Source organism: Enterobacter sp. 50588862 (assembly GCF_001462935.1).
Taxonomy (GTDB): domain Bacteria; phylum Pseudomonadota; class Gammaproteobacteria; order Enterobacterales; family Enterobacteriaceae; genus Enterobacter; species Enterobacter bugandensis.
In genome coordinates, this window is record NZ_LNHM01000021.1 from 191,916 (window position 1) to 212,885 (window position 20,970).

The 20,970-nt window shown below is 56.1% G+C and carries 20 protein-coding genes and 1 pseudogene; 8 read left to right on the forward strand and 13 right to left on the reverse strand.

Translation table 11 applies throughout. The features are described from left to right. Nucleotides 1-10 precede the first annotated feature (10 nt). Complete coding sequence (gene lsrR / locus APT89_RS08755; protein WP_060572067.1) at nt 11-982, reverse strand: transcriptional regulator LsrR; 972 nt, start codon at nt 980-982, stop codon at nt 11-13. A 215-nt stretch (nt 983-1,197) separates the two neighbouring features. Between lsrR and lsrA the strand changes: the two genes are divergently transcribed. Genes lsrA through lsrG form a run of 6 tightly spaced genes read left to right on the forward strand, consistent with a single transcriptional unit; the run spans nt 1,198 to nt 6,883 of the window. Next, nucleotides 1,198-2,685 (forward strand): autoinducer 2 ABC transporter ATP-binding protein LsrA, encoded by a 1,488-nt coding sequence (lsrA, locus tag APT89_RS08760; protein ID WP_060572068.1) that lies wholly within the window; start codon nt 1,198-1,200, stop codon nt 2,683-2,685. After that, nucleotides 2,682-3,713: an autoinducer 2 ABC transporter permease LsrC gene (gene lsrC, locus APT89_RS08765; RefSeq protein ID WP_047364658.1), complete on the forward strand. Its 1,032-nt coding sequence runs from the start codon at nt 2,682-2,684 to the stop codon at nt 3,711-3,713. Before lsrA ends, lsrC begins: the two co-directional genes overlap by 4 nt. Continuing rightward, on the forward strand, nt 3,714-4,691 hold the full coding sequence (gene lsrD / locus APT89_RS08770; protein WP_060572069.1) for an autoinducer 2 ABC transporter permease LsrD: 978 nt from the start codon (nt 3,714-3,716) through the stop codon (nt 4,689-4,691). It abuts the gene before it with no gap. A gap of 1 nt (nt 4,692) precedes the next feature. Next, on the forward strand, nt 4,693-5,694 hold the full coding sequence (lsrB, locus tag APT89_RS08775; RefSeq protein ID WP_060572070.1) for an autoinducer 2 ABC transporter substrate-binding protein LsrB: 1,002 nt from the start codon (nt 4,693-4,695) through the stop codon (nt 5,692-5,694). An 11-nt stretch (nt 5,695-5,705) separates the two neighbouring features. Beyond that, the gene (lsrF, locus tag APT89_RS08780) at nt 5,706-6,593 is read left to right on the forward strand and encodes a 3-hydroxy-5-phosphonooxypentane-2,4-dione thiolase (protein WP_048957229.1); all 888 of its coding nucleotides are present in this window, start codon (nt 5,706-5,708) and stop codon (nt 6,591-6,593) included. Then, nucleotides 6,590-6,883 carry a (4S)-4-hydroxy-5-phosphonooxypentane-2,3-dione isomerase gene (gene lsrG, locus APT89_RS08785; RefSeq protein ID WP_060572071.1) on the forward strand — a complete coding sequence of 98 codons (294 nt, stop codon included), beginning with the start codon at nt 6,590-6,592 and terminating at the stop codon, nt 6,881-6,883. The genes lsrF and lsrG overlap by 4 nt, the downstream gene beginning before the upstream one ends. Nucleotides 6,884-6,905: 22 nt before the next feature. On the opposite strand, the gene APT89_RS08790 is transcribed toward lsrG, so the two are convergent. Continuing rightward, complete coding sequence (locus APT89_RS08790) at nt 6,906-7,595, reverse strand: B3/B4 domain-containing protein (RefSeq protein WP_060572072.1); 690 nt, start codon at nt 7,593-7,595, stop codon at nt 6,906-6,908. 42 nt (nt 7,596-7,637) lie between these two features. On the opposite strand from APT89_RS08790, the gene APT89_RS08795 reads away from it, so the two are divergent. Next, nucleotides 7,638-8,240, forward strand: coding sequence for a helix-turn-helix domain-containing protein (locus APT89_RS08795; RefSeq protein ID WP_060572073.1), 603 nt, complete (start codon nt 7,638-7,640; stop codon nt 8,238-8,240). 40 nt (nt 8,241-8,280) lie between these two features. Here APT89_RS08795 and APT89_RS08800 read toward each other — a convergent pair whose 3' ends face one another. From APT89_RS08800 to ygjG, 11 genes and pseudogenes are all read right to left on the reverse strand, one after another. Further along, nucleotides 8,281-9,252, reverse strand: coding sequence for a hypothetical protein (locus APT89_RS08800; RefSeq protein WP_041907996.1), 972 nt, complete (start codon nt 9,250-9,252; stop codon nt 8,281-8,283). A gap of 94 nt (nt 9,253-9,346) precedes the next feature. Next, a pseudogene (locus APT89_RS23295) lies at nt 9,347-9,535 on the reverse strand (putrescine aminotransferase); the annotation flags it as partial. A 10-nt stretch (nt 9,536-9,545) separates the two neighbouring features. After that, the gene (locus APT89_RS08805) at nt 9,546-10,244 is read right to left on the reverse strand and encodes a fimbria/pilus periplasmic chaperone (protein WP_060572358.1); all 699 of its coding nucleotides are present in this window, start codon (nt 10,242-10,244) and stop codon (nt 9,546-9,548) included. Nucleotides 10,245-10,251: 7 nt separating this feature from the next. After that, nucleotides 10,252-10,782 (reverse strand): fimbrial protein, encoded by a 531-nt coding sequence (locus APT89_RS08810; RefSeq protein WP_060572074.1) that lies wholly within the window; start codon nt 10,780-10,782, stop codon nt 10,252-10,254. Between the two features lie 8 nt (nt 10,783-10,790). After that, a complete protein-coding gene (locus APT89_RS08815; RefSeq protein WP_072201711.1) occupies nt 10,791-11,330 on the reverse strand; it encodes a fimbrial protein in 540 nt (179 codons plus the stop codon). Nucleotides 11,331-11,339: 9 nt separating this feature from the next. After that, on the reverse strand, nt 11,340-12,347 hold the full coding sequence (locus APT89_RS08820) for a fimbrial protein (protein ID WP_060572076.1): 1,008 nt from the start codon (nt 12,345-12,347) through the stop codon (nt 11,340-11,342). Further along, nucleotides 12,348-14,975, reverse strand: coding sequence for a fimbrial biogenesis usher protein (locus tag APT89_RS08825; RefSeq protein WP_060572078.1), 2,628 nt, complete (start codon nt 14,973-14,975; stop codon nt 12,348-12,350). It abuts the gene before it with no gap. 68 nt (nt 14,976-15,043) lie between these two features. After that, the gene (locus APT89_RS08830) at nt 15,044-15,706 is read right to left on the reverse strand and encodes a fimbria/pilus periplasmic chaperone (RefSeq protein WP_181013178.1); all 663 of its coding nucleotides are present in this window, start codon (nt 15,704-15,706) and stop codon (nt 15,044-15,046) included. Between the two features lie 80 nt (nt 15,707-15,786). Further along, a complete protein-coding gene (locus APT89_RS08835; RefSeq protein WP_227008546.1) occupies nt 15,787-16,323 on the reverse strand; it encodes a fimbrial protein in 537 nt (178 codons plus the stop codon). 64 nt (nt 16,324-16,387) lie between these two features. Next, nucleotides 16,388-16,930, reverse strand: coding sequence for a fimbrial protein BcfA (locus APT89_RS08840; RefSeq protein WP_041908007.1), 543 nt, complete (start codon nt 16,928-16,930; stop codon nt 16,388-16,390). 440 nt (nt 16,931-17,370) lie between these two features. Then, nucleotides 17,371-18,750, reverse strand: coding sequence for a putrescine aminotransferase (gene ygjG / locus APT89_RS08845; protein WP_048339182.1), 1,380 nt, complete (start codon nt 18,748-18,750; stop codon nt 17,371-17,373). A gap of 435 nt (nt 18,751-19,185) precedes the next feature. Here ygjG and APT89_RS08850 point away from each other — a divergent pair, with 435 nt between their 5' ends. After that, a complete protein-coding gene (locus APT89_RS08850; RefSeq protein WP_060572079.1) occupies nt 19,186-20,706 on the forward strand; it encodes a methyl-accepting chemotaxis protein in 1,521 nt (506 codons plus the stop codon). The last annotated feature ends 264 nt before the right edge of the window (nt 20,707-20,970 follow it).

The window sequence follows — 20,970 nt, forward strand, 5'->3', positions numbered from 1 at the left end:
AGGGCGACTCTTATTCGGCCAGAGCCAGCACCGCGCGGGCTGTCGTCTCTTCCGTCACCAGGCCATTAATACGGCGACCCTTCAGTGCGGCATAAATCGCATCGGCTTTCTCTTCCCCTCCGGCCACGCCGACGATGGTGGGCAGTTGCGCCAGCTCATCAAGCGAGACGCCGAGTAATTCTTTGTGGATCTCCAGCTCCTCGACGCACTCCCCATCGGCATTGAGGAAATAGCCGAGAATGTCGCCGACCGCGCCTTTGCGGGCATACATCAGCTGTTCACCTTCGCTGATGTAGCCGGAGCGCAGGATCGTGGCGTTACGGCGCTGGTTTACTGAACCAATACCGACCACCGCCACGTCAGCGGCGGTGGCGGCGAGGATCACGTCCCGCACGCTGGTTTCGCGTTTTAAGATCCCGGCCACTTCGGCGGAAGACACGCGAAGCGGGGCGGGGATCATGCTGACGCTGCAGGCCGCGTCCAGCTGTCCGATACCGGTCATATATGGCCCGACGCCGCCGGAGAGCGTCACCAGGCGGATCTGCTGTGAGCTGATAAAGCCGCTCAGGTGCTGCAGGCTGCTCATGGTGGTTTCACCAAACCCCACCGCCAGCAGCTGGCCGGGCTCCAGCACGCCCATCAGCGACTGCGCCGCGCCAATGCCGAGCCGCACGTTCATCGGCGGGGTATTCAGAGCGGGCATTACGCGCACCAGCTTCAGGCCAAAGCGCTGCTGTAGCTCGGTCTCCAGCGCCAGACAGCCCTCGTAGCGGGAGTTGATCTGCACGCGGATAACCCCGGACTGGCGGCCCTTCTCCAGCAGGCGGGAAATCTTCAAACGCGGTAGCCCGAGCCGTTCACCGATGTCGTTCTGGGTCAATCCGTCGTGGTAATAGCACCAGGCCACGCGCGCCACCAGCTCCTCTTCCGCCAGTGCCAGCCCGGCAAACCGTCCTTCTTCCGCAGTGCGTTTATCGCTCATAGTTGAACTCTTATAAAAATTTAGATCATATGTTCGTAATGGCGCGGCGTGAAAATGTGAGCCACGCGGCAAAACGGATCTTTTAGATCGTTTCTGGTTAATCTGAATCTCAATCGATAAAACTGTGATCCCTGCACGGTTGTAAATATAGTTCACCGTCTACGCTTTTGAACATTATTAAATCTAAAAATCATTTGTTCAATAGCGGAGCGATGATGACACCACTTCTCAAAGCGCGAAATATCAGCAAGCAGTTCTCAGGCGTGCCGGTCTTAAAAGGCATTGATTTCACGCTGCTTGCGGGGCAGGTGCACGCGCTGATGGGCGGTAACGGCGCGGGAAAATCGACGCTAATGAAGATTATCGCTGGGGTGGAAACGCCGGATAGCGGTGAACTTTCGGTTGCGGGCGAGTCTTTTGCACGGCTTACCCCGGCGCAGGCGCACCGGTTAGGCATTTATCTGGTGCCGCAGGAGCCTCTGCTTTTCCCCAACCTGACCGTGAGGGAAAACATCCTGTTCCGCCTGCCGCGCGAGCGCGATCGGGAAAAGCGGCTGGCGGAGAAACTCCAGCAGCTGCAATGTCAGCTTAATCTCGACGCAATGGCCAGCACCCTGGAAGTGGCGGACCAGCAGATGGTTGAGATCCTGCGCGGGCTGATGCGCAACGCCAGAATTCTGATCCTCGACGAGCCCACGGCCTCGCTGACGCCCGGCGAAACCGAACGGCTGTTTCGCCAGATCCGCGCCTTACAGGCGCTCGGCGTCGGGATTGTCTTTATCTCGCATAAGCTGCCGGAAATCCGCACGCTGTCGAGCCACGTTTCGGTGATGCGCGACGGCGCGGTGGTGCTCAGCGGCGAAACCGCCCAGTTTGACGACAGCGCCCTGATCGCCGCCATGACGCCGATAAGCCGTGAGAAATCCCTCAGCGATACGCAAAAGCTGTGGCTGGCGCTGCCGGGCAACCGCCGCACCCAGGCGCAGGATTTCCCGGTGCTGCGGGTGGAGGATCTTACCGGGGAGGGGTTTATCGATCTCAGCCTTGAGATCTACCCCGGGGAGATTGTCGGCCTGGCCGGGCTGGTGGGCTCCGGGCGCACCGAGTTTGCCGAAACGCTCTATGGCCTGCGGCCTGTGCGCGGGGGGCGCGTCTGGCTGGAGAACCAGGAGATCACCGACGATCCGGTAAATTCACGCCTGCAAAAAGGCCTGGTTTATCTGCCGGAAGACAGGCAGGTGTCCGGCCTGTTTCTCGACGCGCCTGTCCGCTGGAACACGGTGGCGCTGAACGAGCCGTCGCTCTGGCAGCAGCGAAAGCGGGAGTCTGCGGTGGTGGAGCGCTATCACCGGGCGCTGGGGATCAAGCTCAACCATGCAGATCAAACCGTGCGCACGCTCTCCGGCGGCAACCAGCAGAAGGTGCTGCTGGCACGCTGTCTGGAGGCCAATCCTTTATTGTTGATCGTCGATGAACCGACGCGCGGCGTGGACGTGTCGGCGCGCGCCGATATCTACCAGCTCATCAAAAGCGTGGCGGCGCAGAATGTTGCGGTGCTGATGATCTCAAGCGATCTCGATGAATTCCCCGGCCTCGCGGACCGCGTGCTGGTGATGCATCAGGGCGTACTCAGCGGCGAGCTGCCGCGCCACGCCGTCAGCCTCGATCGGATGATGGCGCTGGCGTTTGGAGGACAATCATGAAGATCTTACTCAAAAACCGCGAGCTGAGCGCGTTTCTTGCCATTCTGGCGCTGTTCGCCGTGCTGGTGGCGCTGAATCCGTCCTACTTCAGCCTGCAAACGCTGGGGATGATCTTCGCCAGCGCGCAGATCCTGATCCTGCTGGCGATCGGCGCGGCGCTGGTGATGCTGACCCGCAATATTGACGTCTCTGTGGGCTCAACCGTCGGGCTGTCCGCCATTGCCGTCGGCGTGGCGCTTAATAGCGGCTACAGCCTGCCCGTTTCCATTCTCTTCGCGCTGTCCATCGGCGCGCTGGCCGGGGCGTTCAACGGCGTGCTGGTGGTGGGGCTGCGCATCCCTGCGATTGTCGCCACCCTCGGCACGCTGGGGCTTTACCGCGGGGCGATGCTGCTCTGGACCGGCGGAAAGTGGATTGAGGGGCTGCCGCCGGGACTGAAATCTCTCTCTGAGCCTGCCGCCGTCGGCATTTCGCCGCTCGGCATGGTGGTGTTGATCATCGCGGCCACCGGCGCGTGGACGCTGTCGCGCACCGCGTTCGGGCGTGATTTCTACGCGGTGGGGGATAACCTCGCCGCCGCGCGACAGCTGGGCGTGGCGGTGAACCGCACCCGCATGATTGCCTTTACCCTGAACGGCGTGCTGGCGGCCTGCGCCGGGATCGTCTTTGCCGCGCAGATTGGCTTTGTGCCCAACCAGACCGGCAGCGGGCTGGAGATGAAGGCTATCGCCGCCTGCGTCCTCGGGGGGATCTCGCTTTTGGGTGGCACCGGCACGCTGATCGGTGCTCTGCTTGGGGCTTTCTTCCTCACCCAAATCGATACCGTGCTGGTGCTGTTCAGACTCCCGGCATGGTGGAACGACTTTATCGCCGGGCTGGTGCTGCTGGGCGTGCTGGTACTTGACGGACGCCTGCGTCAGGCGCTTTCAAGGCATCAGCGGGCGCTGAAGTACGGTCGCTTCCAGCCGGGTAACAAAGGGGGAAAGCACGTCACCCCGTTTCCCAAACGCAAAAAAGAGGTGGCGTAAATGAGGCTTAACTGGGAAAGCGCGCTGCTGATATTGCTGGTGCTGGAGATCCTGCTCTTTGGCGCCATCAATCCGCGCATGCTTGATATCAACATGCTGCTGTTCAGCACCAGCGATTTCATCTGCATCGGCATCGTGGCGCTGCCGCTGACGCTGGTGATTATCAGCGGCGGGATCGACATTTCGCTGGGCTCCACCATCGGCCTGTGCGCCATCGCGCTGGGGGTGATGATGCAGGCGGGGTGGCCCATGACGATCGCCGTTCCGCTGACGCTGCTGCTTGGCCTGCTGTGTGGGCTGGTGAATGCGGCGCTGATCCACTACACCGGCATTAGCCCTTTAGTCATTACCCTCGGCACGCTCTACCTCTACGGCGGCGGGGCGCTGCTGCTCTCCGGCATGGCGGGGGCGACGGGCTATGAGGGCATCGGCGGCTTCCCGGACAGCTTTACCGCCTTTGCTAACCTCACGGTGCTGGGGCTGCCGATCCCGCTGGTGCTGTTCGCGGTGATTACCGCCTTCTTCTGGCTGATTACCCATCGCGGGCGCTTTGGCCGCCATCTGTTTTTGATTGGGCAAAACCCGCGTGCGGCGCGCTATGCGGCGCTGTCGGTGAATGGCATGCCCTACGCGCTGTACGGTCTGGTCGGCGTGGCGTCGGCGGTGGCCGCGCTGGCGATGGTCTCCTATTTCGGCTCTGCGCGTTCGGATCTGGGGCGCGATTTGCTGATGCCCGCGCTCACCGCCGCCGTACTCGGCGGGGCAAATATTTACGGCGGTTCAGGGTCGGTGCTGGGTACGGCGCTGGCGGCGCTGCTGGTGGGGTATCTCCAGCAGGGATTACAGATGGTCGGCATCCCCAACCAGGTGTCGAGCGCGCTGTCGGGGGCGCTGCTGGTTGTGGTGGTGATGGGACGTTCGCTAAGTCTGCACCGCGAATGGGTGCGATCTCTCTTCAGAAAACTATCCGGAGCGTAAGATGAAAACAAAACTGCTCGTCCTGGCAATGGCCCTCAGCTTCGCTTCGGCGCAGGCGGCGGACCGCATTGCCTTTATCCCCAAGCTGGTGGGCGTGGGTTTCTTCACCAGCGGCGGCAACGGCGCGAAAGAGGCGGGGAAAGATCTTGGCGTGGACGTGACCTACGATGGCCCGACAGAGCCGAGCGTTTCCGGCCAGGTGCAGCTCATCAACAACTTCGTCAACCAGGGCTATAACGCCATTATCGTCTCCGCCGTGTCGCCGGACGGCCTCTGCCCGGCGCTGAAGCGCGCGATGCAGCGCGGCGTGAAGGTGCTGACCTGGGATTCCGACACGAAACCGGAGTGCCGCAGCATTTATATCAACCAGGGGACGCCGGAACAGCTGGGCGGCCTGCTGGTAGAGATGGCGGGCAAGCAGGTCACCAAACCGAACGCGAAAGTGGCGTTCTTCTACTCCAGCCCCACCGTCACCGACCAGAACCAGTGGGTGAAAGAGGCGAAGGCCAAAATCGAGAAAGATCACCCCCAGTGGCAGATCGTGACCACCCAGTTTGGCTATAACGACGCCACCAAATCCCTGCAAACCGCCGAGGGGATCTTAAAAGCGTATCCGGATCTGGATGCGATTATCGCCCCGGACGCCAACGCGCTGCCGGCGGCGGCGCAGGCGGCGGAAAACCTGAAGCGGGAAGGGGTGGCGATTGTCGGCTTCAGCACGCCGAAAGTCATGCGTCCGTACGTTGAGCGCGGCACGGTGAAGGCCTTCGGCCTGTGGGACGTGGTGCAACAGGGCAAAATTGCGGTCAATGTCGCCGATCGCCTGCTGAAAAAAGGCGATCTTAACGTCGGCGACAGCGTGGACGTGAAAGATATCGGGACGCTGAAGGTGGAGCCGAACAGCGTGCAGGGCTATCAGTATGAGGCGAAGGGCAACGGCATCGTGCTGCTGCCGGAGCGGGTGGTGTTCACCAAAGAAAACATCAGCAAATACGATTTCTGACGGGGGAGCAAATGGCTGATTTAGACGACATCAAAGACGGCAAGGATTTTGGCATCGGCACGCCGCAGCAGAATGTGCCGTTCACGCTGAAGGGCTGCGGCTCGCTGGACTGGGGCATGCAGTCCCGCCTGGCGCGCATCTTTAACCCGCAGAGCAACCGCACGGTAATGCTGGCCTTTGACCACGGCTACTTTCAGGGGCCGACCACCGGCCTTGAGCGTATCGATCTCTCCATTGCGCCGCTGTTCGGTGAAACAGACGTGCTGATGTGTACCCGCGGCATTCTGCGAAGCCAGGTGCCCGCCGCGACAAACAAACCGGTGGTGCTGCGCGCCTCCGGCGGTAACTCCATTCTGGGCGAGCTGTCGAACGAGTGCGTGGCGGTGGCGATGGAAGATGCCCTGCGCCTGAACGTCTGCGCGGTGGCGGCGCAGGTGTACATCGGAAGCGAGTTTGAGCATCAATCTATCAACAACATCATCAAGCTTGTCGATGCAGGGGCGCGCTACGGCATGCCAACGCTGGCGGTAACGGGCGTCGGCAAGGAGATGGCGCGTGACGCGCGCTACTTCTCGCTCGCCAGCCGCATCGCCGCCGAGATGGGGGCGCAGTTCGTCAAAACCTACTACGTGGACGAGGGCTTTGAAAAAGTGACCGCCAGCTGCCCGGTGCCGATCGTCATCGCCGGGGGCAAAAAGCTGCCGGAGCTCGAGGCGCTGGAGATGTGCTGGCGGGCGATTGATCAGGGGGCGTCCGGCGTGGACATGGGACGCAATATCTTCCAGTCCAGCGCGCCGCTCGCCATGCTGAAAGCGGTGAAAAAAGTGGTTCACGAGAACGTGAGCGCCCGGGAGGCGTTCCAGTTCTGGCAGGACGAGAAACAGGGAGAAGCAAAATGAACGTGACGCTGGTTGAAATTAACATCAAGCCCGAGCGGGTGGACGAGTTTCTTGAGGTGTTTCGCGCCAACCACGAGGGGGCCATCAAGGAGCCGGGAAACCTGCGCTTTGACGTATTGCAGGACCCGCGGGTGAAAACCCGCTTCTTTATCTACGAGGCCTATAAAGACGAAGAGGCGGTGCTGGCGCATAAGCAAACGCCGCACTATCAGGCGTGCGTGGATAAGCTCGAGGAGCTGATGTCGGAGCCGCGCAAAAAACGCAGCTTTGTGGGATTGTTGCCCGAGTAGCGGCTTTGCCCGGTGGCGCTGTTCAGGCCAGCTCCAGCAGCTTCACCTGCACCGTTGCCCCCGGCATCAACTGCTGCAAATTGTTGACCAGCTCTTGCCCTGCCTCTTCCAGTGCCGCAAGCGGCATCGACGGCAGGCTTTCAAGGATAAACCACATCGATTGCGCCTGGCTGTCCAGGCGGGTCCGTATCCCCTGTCGCCAGTTCCAGCGGCGGCAGGTGACGCCGAGATCGTCACGCCAGATAACCTCGCCCGGTTCCGGATGTTCCACCATCGGCTCTCCCTCTTTAAATGTATCAAACGGCTCGCTGCCGTCGGCCAGCGTCAGACGCGGCGCGCCCGAGTACGCCGCGAGATTTTCCCCACCCACCGGAATGGCGTAGCGAATGCTCACCGCGTTATAGATATCCACGACCGGATCCAGCGACGGCAGCGAACCGTCTTTCAGTACCCGCTTGCGCAGGGCCGCGGCCGAGCAGGGCGTACGTTTCGGTTTCGCGCCGAAGGCTTTGAATACGTTATCCCAGTCCGATAGGTGTGCATTAGCCCACGGCACATCATCATTCAACATCTGCTGGCAGGCCTGCGCCAGCGCGGCGGGCGCAACCTCCGGGTAGGTAATCGGCGCAGCTTCAACCAGAATGCTCAGCGCCCGAAAGCCAGGGGCAATCCCGGCAAGACGCGAATCTATTGACGGCGTAACGAGAGACATAAATAATCCTGTATTGACTGTTTTATACCATGGTAGTGACCAATGACAGATAAAGTCAATATAATGACTGATTTGGGTTCCGATGTTGCCCAGGTAAGCCTGGCCGTGGCGAACCGCATCCGCAACTGGCGGAAAGAGAAAAAGCTGTCGCTCGACGAGCTATCCCGTCGCGCCAGCGTCAGCAAAGGCATGCTGGTGGAGATCGAGAAAGGGGCCGCCAACCCCAGCATCGCCATTTTGTGCAAGCTGGCCGCCGCGCTTGGCATCTCCGTGGCGGATATCGTTAACGTCTCCAGCGAGCCGCTGGTGCACATTATCGAAGAAGCGGCGATCCCGGTTCTGTGGCAGGGCGCACAGGGCGGTTACGCCAGGCTCCTGGCGGGCACCGCGGGCCCGGACATGATTGAGCTGTGGCAGTGGGAGATGCATCCGGGGGAGTCTTTCACCTCGACAGGGCATCCGGCGGGAACCTTTGAGCTGCTGCACGTGAACGAAGGCGTATTGACGCTGACGGTGGATGAGACGGTTACACAGGTGAATGCTGGCGCGTCGGCGGTGGCGAAAACCGAAGCGGCGCACGGCTATGCGAACGAAGGGGAGAGCGTGCTGCGCTTCACTATGACTGTGGCGGAGTTTCACCGTTAAAAAACAGCCCGGTGGCGCTACGCTACCGGGCGAACGTCTTTCAGGAATGATGATTCTGCAACGTAGCGAGCAGACTGTCTGCACTGTATTGTCTGAGGAGTTTTTCATCTCTGGCAGGCAGCTCGCTTTGAAGAAACGCGTCCAGACCCTCGGTATTGGCACCGTTATAAATAAAAATACGGGCAGGATCGTACAGTGCCATCGTTTTAATCGACGCATTGGTGGTGATCAGCTTCTTATTCAGAACCAGCGCTTCCAGTGCGCGGAGTGTTAAACCATTTTGCTCAGGTTTGTTTATTTCCAGCATAATTGAGCAGTGTTTGGCTTTTTTAATATTGTCCAGATAGCTGAGTTTTTTATTCTGACAATTACCGGGGTAGTTATCCTGATTATTGTACTTATCCAGCAGATAAAAATCTGTCTCATAACCGCTATTTTCAAGTACCGGTGTCAGGGTACGAAGAACATCTGCCCGAATGGGTTCATAGCCACCGACAAAAAAACAGCTTTTATTTTCAGCTGCGCTCTCTTTTTGAAATTGCTGGATTTCTTGCCAGCTAAATGGCAAAAACTGCTCTATAGCACGCAAGTTATAGCGTTCGCAATCAGCAGGATCGAAGCTATAAATAGCATCAAATATGGGCCGAACGGTCTCGATGTAATCCGCATCCTGCGCCAGTTGCCCAAGAAGACGACGTTTGCGCGTCAGGGCATCAACGGAGTCGCGCAGAATCAACACTTTTTTACATGGCATGCTGGCGACATAATCCAGGAACGGAAAGACGCTGTAGCCATTACAAATCGCGATATCATCCCGCTTGATTGCCGATAATTTAACGGCACAGTGCGTGCGCTTATGCCATTTTTTTAACGCCTCGCCTGGCAGTAGGGCATTGATCGATTTGTAGCGTCGCATAATGCGATTAATTTGCTTTACGGGATGATCCTTAGCAAGCGAGTTAAGCATCATGATTTCGAAAGGATTGACCCATTCCAGGAAAAAATAGCGCATGGTCCCTCAGGAGAAGATAGCCGATATTGCAGGAATGATATCGTATTCTGCCAGACGGGTCATTAAACACCCCCTCCTGCGGAGGGGGGCGATATTACGCCTCTTCCACACTCACCCTGAGCGCTGCTTCCAGCTCCTGCTCACACTGCTCAATCGTTAGTGTCAGTAGTGGCTCAATGCGGATGGTTTTCGAGTTGTTGAGCGTCCCGGACTCCAGCACCCGCTGGCGGAACATCACGCCCGCGAAGCTGTAGCCGATTTCGTTGTCGACAATCTCGATTGCACCGGGCTCATCAATGCAGCGTCTGAACCATCATGGGCAACACCCGCCCGGCGTCATTGAGGGTTTGCCAGCGTATCTCGCAGCGCGGTGCGCGACGGCACCATTCGGTTTTTCGTTGGCTGAAGGGAGCAACAACACCAGCGTTAACAACGGGCGTGCCGTTGATGACGGTCTGGAAAAGCGTCACGTAATACGGGGTAGGATTCGTCGCGATTAATCCCTCATCGGAGTAAGACCAGCGTATTTCCCGATAGGCGCGATCGGGGTTTCCTTTTAATCCCTCCGGGCGATAGAGCAGCTTAAACGCCGAACGTACCGCTATCTGCACATCCCGACTGCCCTCATGGGCTGACGGAATACTGGCGATGTTAAGCGTAAAGAGCGATTCGCGATCGGCTGGCAGGTCAGCCTCTGCCTGCAGCAGGCGGATAATATGTTCATGTCCGGGTTTTATGGCAAACAGCGGTGGTATAACCACCAGCGAACGGCCCGCAGACCCGGGCGCTTCTGCGCCGGGCCATTTTCCACCGGGAGAGATTCGGACAGTAACAAGGTAAGGTATGTCCGACTTGTTGCGCACCGGGACGGTGGTTGATTTATCTCTTTGCTGAATGATAAACCGGGTTCCACCAACAACTACGCCCGCATGTCCCTGCGCGTTGACCAGCAACACAATCATCAGTGAAATCGCGAATATTTTCGCCGACATGACAAATTTATGCATAAGTCAAAACAAAGGTTGCTGCCGCGTTTGCGGTACCTGGGGTGACGGTATCCGTGACGGCGAGATAGCGGGCAAAGAAAACGAGCTCGGCGGTCGTTTGATTTCCGGTAAGCACAAAGGGTAGGCTCTCTCCGCTCAGCGGCAGCGAGGATTTATCGGTGTTGAAAAGGCCGATTGCGACACCAGTGGCGCTATCTTGCGCCTCGGTAAGCGCCAAAAGCGCGTTGTTCAGTCCGTCAGGTGTTCCTTCGAAACGGGTAGTAATGGTGTTAAGCCCCGCCCCGCACTGCTCGACGTTAATCGTGAACCGCTCATACGGTGTCTCATTTTTAGCCTTCTCAAGCTGGGTGGCATTAACCTGCGTCATGGTAACGACCAGATGTTCTGAGTCGGGGGAAATGACGCAGGTTTTGTTTTTTATCGTTCCCGTAATATAAATCGTTCCGTCATGCGACCTTGCTTCGGCCAGCGGGAACAGTGTCAGAGATACGCTAAGTAAAGCTAATCTGATGAAGGGTTTCACGCGGTGCCTCACTGATACAGCAGATCGAAATACATCACCGCCGTGGCTTCGCCTGATGTGACGGTGGGCAAGGTGGATTTGTAGCGTAAAAAGAAGGTCAACAGATTGTCCCCCGGCGCGAGCGGATAGTGGGCAGATTCGGTGTTGTTAATATCGATGGGCGTGAGAGTGCTATCCAGAAGCTCTACGCCCAGACCGGTCGCCATGGTTGAGAGGTGGCCTTTACCGGTATCTGAAAGCGCCAGCAGAGAGGGATTGTCCCGATCCGCCTGTCCGGTAAACCACACCTGAGTATCGGTAATCGCAGCGGTACAGCCTTTGAGACTGATATCGAATTTTTTCGGGGGAGTGGTGGAGCCCGGTACGGGAAAATTGCCTACGGAAAACTCGCCCATGTCGACAGTCTGCTCCACGCTTTGCGTATCGACATTGCAGGATTCACCCACAATGGTACCGAAAACGTGAAGGTTATAACTGCCGTCAGCCATGACGAACGGGGTGAATAACAGGGCTGTCAGATACAGCCCTTTTTTCCAGGTAATATTCATCATTTATCCTCAGGCGAAATCAATGCGTAACAGTGCCAGAGCGGTGAAAACACCCAGCTCGGGAGAAAGACCCGTGGTGCTGATTGGATACGCTTGCAGCGTCACGTTGGCTTTTCCAGAGATATCCGTCTCGAAGGGCGCGTTACTTGAAAAGACGTTCGGCGTAAGGGGCGTGCCGTCCTCACGGGTAACGACGACCCCCACGTCCGGATTGTCCGTAGCCAGCGCCTGTGGATAACGACTGTCCGCCGTGCCCGTTAAGCGCAGCGTTAACTGCGCGGGAGATTCAACGTCCCCATTGCATTCGACCGGAACGTTAAAGGTTTTTGGACGGACATTATCGGGCATCTGCCCCGCCTGTCTGAAATCACCGTGGTAGAGTTTACCCAGATCCACCGTGACGGTTTGCCCGGCGTTGATGACGCAGTTTTGCGGAACGCTAATCACCCCGCTGTAGATGATTTTATAAACAACCGTATTAACCGGCTCATGATCCGTTGTGGTGATATAGACGTTAAACATGAGCCTTGAGGGGATCACGACGGTGCCGATAAAGGGTTTTACAATTTGCAGCCTGAACACAAGATGATTGTCGTTGACGGGGAATACCCCTCCCGTATCGACTTCGTCATGGCCGCCCATATGCACATATTCAACTGGCGGATAGAAATCGCCGATGGTGGCATCGTGAATTTTCATGGCCCCAATGATGTAATCCGGATCAAGCTGCAGATACTTCCATTCGCCTTCGGTTTTGATGACGGGATACGGGCTCAGGTAAGTACGATAGGTTCGTTTGTCCCAGTCCCCCGCCGGACATCTTGCACCGATATTAACATCCTGACTTTTCTCTAATTCTGTACCGCTACCGGGGCGATTCTGATCGGTCGTGAGTGTAGTGGTCAGGTCGTAGTTAACGATGGAAATGCTGCCATTGGCGTTAACGCAGGTTTTGGCGAGGCCATTACCGCTAAACGCCAGCCCCGCTACGCTGATTAACATTATCCATAGCTTCATTTATAAACACTCCATTTTCAGCCGTACCAGCGGCGCTTTGCTTTCCGGTAGTTGATATCTCGCCGTACACTGCCGGTTTGCACCTTCTCCCCATTGAATATTCAGCGTTCCTGTTGGGTTCAGGCCGGACAGATAGGTCTCACCCTCTTCACCGACAATCGTGTTGCTGCCACCGTCGTCGCGGGTCACCATGGCGCCGAAAGGAACGGGTTTTCCACGATAGAGCAGGGTCATTAAGGCGCGCGTACCGGGGCGCGCTTTGAACGTCGCGCGCACAACAGCACCTCGTGTCGGCACAACGTGCGTCACCGCATCGTCAATATCCACATCGTCGGCCAGCGAGTTGGTATCCAGTGCCATGCGATTGAGGCGATAGGACGAGGCGTAGGGAACAACGGCATAACCACGCCAGTCCGTGTGGATGCCGGGTTCATTTTCAATCTTGACCTCTTTTGCTCCTGGCGCAGCAATGAGTACGTTGGTATCGCCCAGAGGCTGGCTCAGGGTGATGCCGTTGCGGTGCGCGATAACGCCGCCTTTTAACCCGTAGTTGACCTGCTGATAGTCCCCGTTTTGGCTATAGTTATACCCGACGCTGGCATTACCGTATGCGCTGTCGTATTCCATGCTGCTCGCCCCCTGAGCGTGCGAGCCATGGCGGGTATAGCCTTGCTGCACGCTGTAGCTGAGGTTGTTGTCCTCCAGCAGCGTGCCGTTTATGCCTGCGTTCTGGGACGTGTCACCCTGTTTGTTCGTGCTCAGGCTATAGGTTGCATAGGCATAATTATGTTTTTGTCCCACTTCATTCTGCGGGGCTAACCACTGGCTTAATGGCAGCGATACATTCAGCGCGTAGATTTCATCACTTCCCGTCATGCCGGGGGCCTTATTGTAGTTATAGGAGAGGCTCCAGGAGACGTCTGCCCAGGTTCCGCTGTATCCAATCTGCAATAGCGTATTTTTCTCATCCGTGTGCCAGTAGCTTTGCTGGCTACCGGTAACATAAACAGAGCCCGAACCAGGCAATTGCTGAGAGAGATTGAACTGCACCTTGCCGCGTTTGGTGTAGTAAAGGTTGTAGTAATCCATCCAGAGGGTTTGCGCGTTATCCTCCTCCTGAGCGTCGCCTTTATAGCCCCGCATTTGTCTGTAGGCGGTTTCATCCAGGGTGTAAAACCCGGAGGTGGAGTAGCGATAGCCCAGCAGCTGAAAGTTTGTGCCAATGGCGTTTAAGGATTTCGCGTACAGAAAACGAATGGACTGTCCGGAGTGACTGCTATCATCGGCGAGGCGGCTTTTTGCGTGCGTCACGTCAACAGAGAGGGCACCCGCCTCGCCCATGTTCAGCCCTGCGCCCAATGCGGCGGCAGTGTAGTTCCGGGTCAATTGCGATCCGCCGTACGCGGTAAGACCGTGAGGAAGCCCCCAGATCAGAGAGCCCTGAATAAACTCAACGTCATCCTGCTGGCTACCGCTGCTACGGTATTCAGCCGCCGTCAGGGCGTATTTTAGTCGTCCTTCGCGCTGAAGAATGGGCACGGCGGAATAGGGCACGGAGTAGCTATTGATGCTGCCGTCTGCCTCTTTGACTTCGACCATCAAGTCACCGCTGGATGAGGTGGGGAAAAGGTCGTTGATCGCGAATGCGCCGGGCGGCACGTAGCTTTGATAAATGACGTAGCCGTTCTGCCTGATGGTTACCTGGGCATGACTTTTCGCGATTCCGCGAATGGTTGGCGCAAAGCCCTTCATGCTGTCCGGCAGCATATTGTCATCAGAGGCAATTTGCGCACCGCGGAAGGGCAGGCTGTCAAAGACATCTGAGGGGGTATAGCTGTCTCCCAGCGTTAGCCTTCCCTGAAGGGGGACGACCGTACGCTCCGCATAGGTGCTGATATGCTGCCAGCTATCGCTTTTGCCCTGAGCGCTACTGGAATGGTTCCAGGAGACATTGTCACGCAAACGCCACGGGCCGATATTTAAACCGCTGTTAAGGCCGAGAAAAGCGTTGTTGCTGGTCCCATTATCGGTTCCGCGATCGCGACTGCGCGATCCGGAAAAATTATAATTAAGCAGGAGCGCGTTAATCCCCTCATCCCACTGGTCGGGAGGAATATAGCCTCGCGCATTGTTTCTCATGGCAACCTGGGGGATGCTGATATCCAGTCTGAGCTTTTCAAAATCAAACGTGGTGCTGGCATCTGGAATGGCACCCGCCACATCAGTACAGTTATCTTTTTGAGCCGATGCCTGTAAAGAGAGAGCCTGAAGGTTGACCCCCATATTCTCAAGAGACTTCGCCGACAGGCAGGCGACAAGGCCAGTGTCATCCGTCGATTTTGCCGGGGCACTGTCTTCCACTTTCCGGGCATCGAAGGTGATATCGCGCGTAGCGATAAAGTGCTCATTCAGCCATATATCCACGCGGTAGACGCCGGGCGCCTGACCGTTAGTGGAAAAACGCGACAGATCGGCAACTGCTGAAGGATCGCCTGACAAGAAGGCAGGATTGAAAAAATACTCAGCGCGCGCTTCGGTAAGTGCGAGGAGTGCCGTAACGGCTACTGCCACGGGCGTCAGCGAGGTTAAATAGGCTGTGTCTGGAGCCGGTGAATCGTTACGCTTCATCTACTTTTCCTGCTATCCATGGCAAGGCACTTTTTGTCTGCATGCAGATCGTGTTTTCCAGTCTGCTATCAAGAACACGTTTGTGCGGGCGTATTAGCGCCAAAATCATTCACCGTCTGGAACCTGACGCGCCCGGCACCGCCGCCTGGAACAGGCAGGGTAAGGGTGTTGAAGGGGGCCACCATCGAATTTGGCAGTTGTGTATCACCGACGAAAAACTGCACAAGCGAAACGTAATAGGGGGACGGATTTTTAATGGACACCTGGCCGTTGGCTGTCTGGCAGGAGAGTGTTTTGGGCGCATCGGCGGAGAGAGACGCCAATTTTTTCGGACGGACAAACAGTTTTATTACGCTTTGCGTGGCAATCTGCAGCGTGTTCCCATTCAGCTTACTTTTATCAATAGAGGGAATTGCTTTACTGTTAAGATAAAATACGCTTTCACGATCGGTGGGCAGGTCCGGCCCCGCATACATAATACGTAACGTATTTTCTTTTTTAGGGTGTATAACAAACAGCGGTGGGGTAATAATAAAATCAGAAGATTTTACACCATCAGCATTGGCCACCCAAGTCTGAATCAGGAATGTATTATTACTTGACGAGTTAATAACAGGTAGTGATGCCTGTTTATCACCCTGAGGATAAATGACACGAGTGGCTCCCAGGGCGATGCCGCCGGCATTTGCATCAGGTGTCATACCTGCTGTAAGCGTAAACGTTGCGGCCATGAATAAGCCAGCACGTAATTGATTAATCATGAATCCTTTCATTTTCTCTTTATTCTCTCAATGAGACGACTTTATGCATTTTATTGATAGATGACGTTAAACCAGATCTGCGCATCGGCATTTCCTGCCTGCACGTGAGGGGCTGTCGACCGATATTTCGCGATGAATCTCAGCACGTTCTCACCCCCTCGGAGGGGAGCTTTCCAGAGGGGCGTGGTACCCGGAATGAGCAGATGACCTGTCGCATCAAAAATACCTATCCCAATACCCTTCGCGGCCCCTGCACCCTTACCGGCATGAAAGATCTGGGGATCTTTTAACGCCGTCTCTCCGTAAAACAGTACGCCGGCACGTTGGCTTACGCTGGCATCACACTCTTCAAGTTTGATTTGAAAAGGCGTCGGCATAGCCCAGTCCCCGGTCGAGATGAACTGGCTGCTACGTACCTGCCCCATGTGAACGACCAGATCCTGGCTGTCGGTGTTCACGGTACAGGCGGCATTAACGACCTGACCCATAAAGGTGACCTGCCCATCTTCACTCGCCAAAGCATGCCCTGAAGTACACGCTATCAGGCCCAGAGCGAGTAATACGTATTGAGTGGCATACTTCATCATTCGCTAAATTTCCATTGAACGCGTAACACCTCTCCGTCAGAGAGGTGTCACAGACGTTAGCGAATCAGGAGTAAACCATCTGGAATGTTGCCGTGGATGAGACGTTACCGGGTGTTGCGGCTCCCGTCGCGATGTAGTCCACGCTCAGAGGAATGATATTTTCGCCGTTGATGAGTTTTGTGGAGGAGGACGTCTCACCCAGCTTCAGCGTGTTGCCATCTGGGCCAAACAGTTGCAGAGCAACGTTGGTGGCGGCACCTGCGCCTGCGGTATTCGCCAGGGAGCCAACCTGAGCGGCATCCTGTTGGCCGTTAAAGATAACCGCAGCGTTTTGGCTGACGGTCGTGTCGCAATCTTCCAGCACGATGCTGAAATCTTCTTTTTGATTTGCCTGCATACCGGCAGCGGTCAGTTTGACAGTGCGAACCTGGCTCAAAATGACGGTCTGATCGACGGAATCAGCCGCAACGGAACACGCGGCGTTAACCACCTGACCGACGAAGTTCACCGTACCGCCGGAGACGGTTACGGTATCAGCCTGAGCGTTCATCGCCAGGCCGCCCAACAACGCTGTAGTCACAGCCATACCCAACAATTGCTTCTTCATAGAAATCCTTTTAAAACAAAATTAACGTTAATAATATCTGGAATACCAGAAGGGCCTTGCTATACATCCAAAAATATCAACAGTAAAAATATTATATTAGATATTTTGATATCGAAATTTATAATTTATAATTTAATATTTACATGGTAGAAATGTATCGAAGGTAATGCAATCGATTTGTTCGGTGTTTTTTATTAGAACTTCTTAATTTATGATTAAAATAATCTTAATCTATGGGAACCTATTTGCCGGAGTTATATTAATTTATGTGAATATATAATATGTGAAATCGGTGATATCAGTAGCGAGGCATACGAATACCGTTTGAATAACTATTATCAGTCCCTGATTTATTTACGGTTGTGGTAAATGTTGCCGTAATGATTATTTTATTACGTTAAGAAATAACAGGAGCCCCCACTAAATAGGGGGGCTCATTATTACGCCTCTGCCACGCTCACGCGCAGGGCTGCCAGCGCTTTGCGCGCCGCTTTCAGCACCTGCTCACACTGCTCAACGGTGAGCGTCAGCGGTGGCTCAATGCGGATGGTTTTCGAGTTGTTGAGCGTCCCGGCCACCAGCACCCGCTGGCGGAACATCTCGCTCGCGAAGCTGTAGCCGATTTCGTTATCAACAAATTCAATTGCCATCAGCATCCCTTTGCCGCGGGCCTCCTGCACCAGGTCCGGGTATTCCCGGCCCAGCTGGCGGAAGCCGTCCAGCAGCATGTCGCCTTTCTGCTCCGCCTGCGCAGGCAGGTTTTGCTCCAGCAGCACGTTGATGGTCGCCAGCGCCGCCGCGCAGGCCAGCGGGTTACCGCCAAAGGTGGTGGTATGCAGGAACGGGTTGTCGAACAGCACAGAGAAGACCTCTTCCGTCGCCACCGTCGCACCTATTGGCATCACGCCGCCGCCCAACGCTTTCGCCAGGCACAGGATGTCCGGCTGAACGTTCTCATGCTCGCAGGCAAACATCTTGCCCGTGCGCCCCATCCCGGTCTGGACCTCGTCGAAGATCAGCAGCGCGCCAAACTCATCGCACAGCTGTCGCACGGCGGGCAGATAGCCCTGCGGAGGCAGGATGACGCCGCCTTCGCCCTGAATCGGCTCCAGGATCACCGCCGCCACGTCGTCGCCGGTTTTGCGGCATTCACTCAGCACGGTGCGCATGGCGTTAATGTCACCGAACGGCACGTGGCGGAAGCCCGGCAGCAGCGGCATAAACGGTTTGCGGAAGGTGGATTTGGCGGTCGCCGACAGTGCGCCCAGGGATTTCCCGTGGAACGCGCCGCTGGTGGCGATAAAGGTAAATTTCCCGCGCGGCGACTGGTACGCTTTGGCGAGCTTAATCGCCGCTTCGACCGACTCGGTGCCGCTGTTGCTGAAGAAGCTGTATTTCAGCTTGCCGGGCGTTAAGGCCGCCAGCGTTTTCGCGAGCATGGCGCGAAGCGGGTCGAGCAGTTCCTGGCTATGGAGAGGTTGTTTCGCAAGTTGATTCTGTACGGCGGAAACCACTACTGGATTACGGTGCCCCACGTTAAAGATACCGAAACCACCCAGGCAATCTATAAACTCCTGTCCCTGGGTGTCGACAAGCGTGTTGAGACTTCCCGCTTGCCACTCTACGGCTCCGTAATCCCCGCCGGCGGTAACAGATTTGCGATACTCCAGAAAACCAGGATTCACATGCTCTTTAAAGTAATCAATGACCTCTCGGTTAAGTTGTTTCATCTCCTCATGATCGAGCGTTCGCTTCTCAATGAGATTCAGTGCGTGCGCGGTACAGGCAAGAGCCGAGGCGCTGGAAGGTAACCTGTTCAAAATATGCTCCCGGGGATCGCGTATCACATGATACTGAGTTAAGTATTGCAGGGATTACGCCACTTCAGATGACTTAACGAAAATCGGGATAAACGCCAGGTTAAAATTATGTTGCGCAATATTTAATCATGCCGGAGCAATCGAAACGGGATTTAGGGGTACAGGGCAACCCGCATTCTCAGGTGCATAAAAAGGCAATTGCACTAAAGGAGTGCATGGCTTGCGGCTTAAGTGGGCGTTAACAGGTCATGCTTTATAGGTAATTTCTTTGCGAAAGTATTTGGAATCAATGAATTATAAAATCTCACAAAAAGTGCGGTTTAAGTGAAATCTGCGATCTCCATCAAGTTTAACAACTAAAGATAAATTGTTTACCGCCGAAAAAACAATAAACCACAAAATTAACATTCGAATAACCTGCAAGGAATGCCCGTCATGTCTTCTCCTTCCTGTGTCACCCAGAATAATTATCCTCTGGACGATGACACCACCTTAATGTCGACCACCGACGTCCACAGCTATATGACCCATGCGAACGACACCTTTGTGCAGGTGAGCGGCTATCAGCTTGATGAGTTGATGGGCCAGCCGCACAATCTGGTGCGCCATCCCGACATGCCAAAAGCGGCGTTTGCCGATATGTGGTACACCCTGCAGCAGGGTGAGCCGTGGAGTGGCATTGTCAAAAACCGACGTAAGAATGGCGATCATTACTGGGTGCGCGCGAATGCGGTACCGATGGTGCGGAATGGGCAGGTGACGGGGTATATGTCGATCCGCACCAAAGCCACGGAGGAAGAGATCGCTGCCGTAGAGCCGCTCTACCGGGCGCTGAATAACGGGAGCTGTAAAAAACGCATCCAAAAAGGACTGGTGGTGCGTAAGGGCTGGTTGGGTAAACTTCCTTCCATGCCGCTACGCTGGCGCGTACGCAGCGTGATGGCGGTGCTCTTTGCCGCGCTTGCCGCTACCCTGGTGACCACCTCCGCAGGCTGGGTGCCGCTCGCCGCGGCCGCCGTGATAACGCTGCTGGGAACGCTGCTGTTTGAGCAGCAAATTGTCCGCCCGATCGAAAACGTCGCGCATCAGGCGCTGAAGGTGGCGACCGGCGAGCGCAACAGCGTGCAGCATCTGAACCGCAGCGACGAGCTGGGGCTGACCCTGCGCGCGGTAGGACAACTGGGGCTGATGTGCCGCTGGCTCATCAATGACGTCTCAAGCCAGGTGATGAGCGTCCGTGACGGCAGCGACAGGCTGGCGCAGGGGAACGAAGCGCTGAACGATCGTACGCGTCAGACCGTGGCGAACGTGCAGCAGACCGTCGCAACGATGAACCAGATGGCCGCTTCCGTTCAGAGCAACTCAGAAACCGCCGCCGAAGTGGACAAACTCTCCGTCGCCGCGAGCAGCGCGGCGACGAAAGGCGGCAACGCGATGCAGACCGTGGTGAAAACGATGGATGACATCGCCGATAGCACGCAGCGCATCGGCTCGATTACCTCCCTGATTAACGACATCGCTTTCCAGACCAATATCCTGGCGCTGAATGCGGCCGTTGAAGCGGCAAGAGCCGGCGAGCAGGGGAAAGGCTTTGCCGTGGTCGCGGGGGAAGTTCGCCACCTTGCCAGCCGCAGCGCGAATGCGGCTAACGATATCCGCAAGCTGATTGATGCCAGCGCCAGCAGGGTACAGTCCGGCTCCGAGCAGGTGCACGCCGCAGGCCGCACGATGGATGACATTGTCGAGCAGGTGAAAAACGTCACGCAGCTCATCGCGCAGATCAGCCACTCGACGTCCGAACAGGCGACCGGGTTGTCAGAGCTAACCCGCGCGGTGGCGGAACTGGACAGCATTACGCAAAAAAATGCCGACCTGGTCGAGGAGAGCGCGCACATCTCTGCCATGGTGAAACACCGCGCCGGGCGTCTTAAGGATGCGGTGACGGTGCTCCATTGAGCCAGTAATGTTCCGGAAAAGTCGTTTATACCGTAAGGAATAAACGGCTTTTTTATTTGTGATTGTGACTATTAATGTTATTTATTGTTAATGAGATATTAAGTAACTAAAGAAATTGCCTCAGTTATTTATTCCTGCCTAAGTCAGTTTTCCCCGATGCTATTTTGCAAAACCCTGTTCTGGTGGTCTGGTAACGATCGATGGGGCGGAATTAATAGTCTCTACCTATCCATTGTGATGGTTATGAAATAAAAAAACGATCAA